Origin of the sequence: Microcoleus sp. AR_TQ3_B6 (assembly GCF_036702785.1) — a bacterium.
Classification (GTDB): Bacteria; Cyanobacteriota; Cyanobacteriia; order Cyanobacteriales; family Microcoleaceae; genus Microcoleus.
This window is the reverse complement of sequence record NZ_JAUBVJ010000183.1, coordinates 1-4,737: the sequence shown is the minus strand read 5'-3', so window position 1 is coordinate 4,737 and position 4,737 is coordinate 1. Positions and strand designations below refer to the sequence as shown.

Genomic DNA, 4,737 nt, shown 5'->3' with positions numbered 1-4,737 from the left:
TGCTCGATCGGACTTTAGCAAAAAATTGCTTGGTTTGGTAAAAGGTCACGAATTTCAATTGCGAATTTACTATTTTTGCCAGAACTCTAATTTTTTATTCCCAAAGTACGCGCGATGCAGATATCCCTCTTCAGGAATCGACCAAAACAACTGACATTAATTTAAGTTTCGGCAGGAAAATCCCGCACAATATACTGTTTTTGAGACTTGACAATATTACCCAAATATGCTGCAAAGCCGTCGTAAATATTTTTTCGGTAAATTCCGTTTGTGTAGTCATTCTAAAGTACGATCGGTAGAATCTGTCTTAAGGAGGATGCGAAGCTCGCTCTCTTATACATAAGAAGATGGGCGATCGAGCCGCAGTGCTAGTTCTGACGTGTAAATCGCGCTTCGGGGCCAATCGCAACTCGAAATCATCATTCGTGAGTACAGGTGTCCATTGGGGACTTTCGCCCAACAATCAAGGTGCAACATCAGAAAAAAGTAATGTGAGGCTTGTTATGACTAATCAATTCAGATTGCCGGATGACTTAAAAAATACTCTAGCCACGGACCAGTGGTGGCTGTTCAACACCGGACAGGGAGTCACAAAAAATACTCAAAGTCCAGGTACTCGCGGCATCGACATCAACGTGTTGCCTCTGTGGCCGCAGTATACGGGCAAAGACATCACAGTCGGCGTCATTGATGATGGCGTCGATGGCAACCACAAAGATTTCGCAGGTAACTTTAATGAAAATCTGTCGCTGTCAAAGGAATTAGGTGGACCTTTTCCAAAAGAATTAGATGATAATCACGGTACTGCGGTTGCTGGGGTTATCGCAGGTAGGAGAAACAATCTCGGCACAGTGGGTGTTGCTTATGAAGCAACGATCGCTGGTTACAAATATTCTGATAAAAATAACAGTGCCCTTGAGAGTTTAAAAGCACAAGATAAATTCGATGTTTCCAACAATAGCTGGGGGTCTTCTTACAGCTTGAACTTTAGCAATTCCGAAGAGCTTACAGCCATCGAGAACGCCGTCACCGAAGGCCGCGGCGGGTTAGGCACTGTGTTTGCCTGGGCTGGGGGAAATGAGCGCGAAAATGTTAACCCACAGTTGCCCGCAGAACAACAGCGGGGGAGAAATGTCAACTCAGGCGATTACGAAAGCAGTCGCTATGTAATCGCCGTAGCTGCGATCGACAATAAGGGAGTTGTTGCCCCTTACAGCAACCCAGGGGCGCCGCTTCTCGTCTCGGCCTTCGGCGATCGGCCAGCCAGTATCGCTACGGTCGATCGTACCGGCAATCAGGGCTACAACCCAAAGTACACACCTAATTTTAAAGATACCAACTACACCAACGAATTTAACGGCACGTCGTCAGCGACGCCGATGGTTTCAGGGGTTGTCGCTTTAATGCTGCAAGCTAATCCCAAACTCGGCTACCGCGACGTTCAGGAAATTCTCGCTTACTCCGCCCGCAAAAATGACCCCGACAATCAAGCAGTTAAAAGCAGCGAATATAAATCTGGGACAATTCCCAAGGATACTTGGACGTTTAACGGCGCTAAAAACTGGAACGGCGGCGGCCTCCACGTCAATCACGACTATGGTTTCGGGCTAGTCGATGCCACCGCAGCAGTGCGCTTGGCCGAAACTTGGCAGCCGCGATCGGGAACTGGCAAAAATGCAGCAGCAACTGCTGCCAATGAAATTTCGCGAGAGGAGTCAATTACTGGTTTGACCCTGCCAGCAAATCTGGGTTTTGACGCTTCCTCCGCAAACATTGCTGGAACTTTCAAGATCGATAAAGACATCAACATTGACAAGCTTGAACTAGACTTGAATATCGAGCACGGTCAATTTCAAGACTTAGTAGTTAAGCTGACTTCTCCCGATAAAACGGAGAGTGTAATTCTCGATCGTGTGCCTTACTACACCGAGGTAGGTGACGCTAACAAGGACTACGGTTTCAAAGGCACAACCATTAACTATACCTTCAGCAGTTCCCGCCACTGGGGAGAAACCGGCCTTGGCGATTGGACGCTGAACATTTCCGATAATAGCGCCACCAACGACCCAAAAAATACTGACGAAAATAACACCAGCGAAAACAATACCGGCGTACTCAAAGGCGCAACTTTGCGGTTGTACGGCGACGACATCATTAACGACAACACCTACATCTACACCAACGAGTTCGCAAGTTTCACCCATGCAGCCGATCCAAAGGAGGATCCAAAGGAGGCTCTTCGCAAAACTCTCACCGACACCAACGGTGGCAACGACATCATCAACGTTGCGGCCATTACTGACGACGTTATCGTCAACCTGACTCCCGGTTCAACCAGTACCCTGCCCGGTCGCAATGTTACAGGGCATCAAAAACTCACTCCTCAAACCCTCACCATCGCCGCAGGCAGCATCATCGAGAATGCCTTCGCCGGCGACGGAAATGACTCGATCGTCGGTAATGACGCAGCAAACACCCTCTGGGGCGGCCGCGGCAACGACACCCTCGTCGCCGTTGGTACCGGGGACACCCTGATCGGTGGCGACACCCTCGACACCGTTGGTACCGGGGACACCCTCTACGGTGGGCGCGACTCCCTCGTCGGTGGCACGGGAAACACCACCTACATCCTCAATGCTGAGAAAGCAGACGGCAGCACAATTAAGGCTCCAGGCGGCGCCGAAAATAATTTAATTCTCAATGGGGTCACCCTGACAACAACGCTGGCAGCGAACCAGAACGGGATTGACAAAAAAGGAGACAACTTGCTGATCGACCTCAATGCCGATGGCAAGGTAAATTCGCGGGATGATTTGACTATAGAAAACTTTTTCCTACCAGGTAGCGGCAGCTTCAAAAACGTCGGCAACCTGCTTGGGAGTGAGATTCTCTCTGTTTTCGCACCGACTCCGACTCCGACAACTCCGACTCCGACAACACCGACTCCGACAACTCCGACTCCGACAACACCGACTCCGACAACACCGACTCCGACAACACCGACTCCGACAACTCCGACTCCGACAACTCCGACTCCGACAACTCCGGGGATAACATTGGGAACTCCCCAGGCTGATTCTATCGAAGGTAGCGCAGGAAATGACACCATCGAAGCCCTTGCAGGTGAGGATGAAGCCTTCGGCAAGGAAGGCAATGACTCGCTATTAGGCAATGCCGGAGACGACTACTTAGATGGGGGCCTCGGTAACGACAGCCTGTTTGGCGGCGCGGGAAATGACTTCCTAGAGGATGAATTTGGCAACAACTTGCTCTCAGGCAGTGACGGCGATGACGAAGTTTTAGGTGGAAATGGTGCCGACAGCATTACAGGAGATGCCGGAGATGACTACTTAAATGGCGGCGAAGGTAACGACAGCCTGTTTGGCGGTGCGGGAAATGACATCTTAGACGATGAATTGGGCAATAATTTGCTCTCCGGCGGTGACGGCAACGACGAAGTTTACGGCGGAAACAATGCCGACACCCTCACAGGAGATAGCGGAGATGACTCCCTAGATGGTGGCGAAGGCAACGACTCCCTAGATGGCGGTGTCGGCAGCGATATCGCCGATGGCGGTGACGGCAACGATACCGTAACTGGCGGTGACGGCAATGACGAACTCAGCGGCGGCTTTGACAATGACAGCCTTGCTGGTGGGCTCGGCAATGACGAACTCTACGGCGATGAGGGGAATGATACGCTAACTGGCGGCGGCGGTGCTGACAGTCTGTTTGGCGGTATCGGCGATGACTTTTACGTGTTAAACGCTACTTCGGCAGGGGGCAGCATCATTGCTGATGATAGTGGCACCGATAGTCTAACTCTCAATGGTCTCACGCTGGCGATCGGCTTGGCCGCCGGTACGGCAGGCGTCACGCGGGGTGGCGAATTCAATACTGACTTGCAAATTGACCTCAACAAAGACGGGGTTTTCAAAGCTGCTGACGACTTGTTGATTCTCGACTTCTTCGCTGAACCAAATCTCGAACAAGGAGATGGTTTTATCGAACAAGTTGGCAATCTCTCAGGGACCGATATTCTCAAGAGTTTCCCGCTGAAGGCGACTCCTGGACCTGATTTCCTTCCAGGTGGCAGTGGCGATGACAACATTGACGGATTGGGCGGCAACGATGAGATTGAGGGCAATCAAGGCAATGATTCGCTGTTCGGCAACGCTGGCAATGATGTGCTCAACGGCGACGAACTGATTACGATTAGTGAGGCGGGCGGTGACGTAATTCTCGGTACGGGGATTGGCAATGACTATCTCGACGGTGCTGAAGGTAATGACACTCTAGACGGCGGCGAAGGTAACGATACTCTGTTAGGCGGTGCCGGTGATGACAGCCTCTGGGCCGGTAAGGACAATGACATTATCAATGGAGGAGATGGCAAAGATTCTCTGTACGGGGATGAAGGGAATGACAGTTTGTTTGGCGGTGCCGGCAATGACTTTTTGTTCGGAAACGAAGGGAATGATACTCTTGACGGCGGTGATGGAGATGATTCTCTAAATGGCGGTTTGGGGAATGACAGTATTGTCGGCGGTGCTGGTATCGATACTGTGTCTTATGCTATTCTCCCCAGTCCTGTTAATATTAATCTCGCGACTGGTGTGGCGATCGCCGAAGGTACTGATACTCTCACCGGTATCGAAGTCATCACCGGCACAACTTTCGCCGATACCATTGTCGGCAGCAGCAGCAACGAAACCTTAATCGGCAACGGCGGCGCCG

Annotated in this window: 1 protein-coding gene; it reads left to right on the top strand. The window is 51.1% G+C overall.

The genetic code is table 11. The features are described 5' to 3' along the window. Nucleotides 1-503: 503 nt before the first annotated feature. Nucleotides 504-4,737, top strand: a 4,234-nt coding sequence (locus QUB56_RS36285; protein ID WP_332961198.1) for a S8 family serine peptidase, incomplete at its 3' end; no start/stop codon positions are given.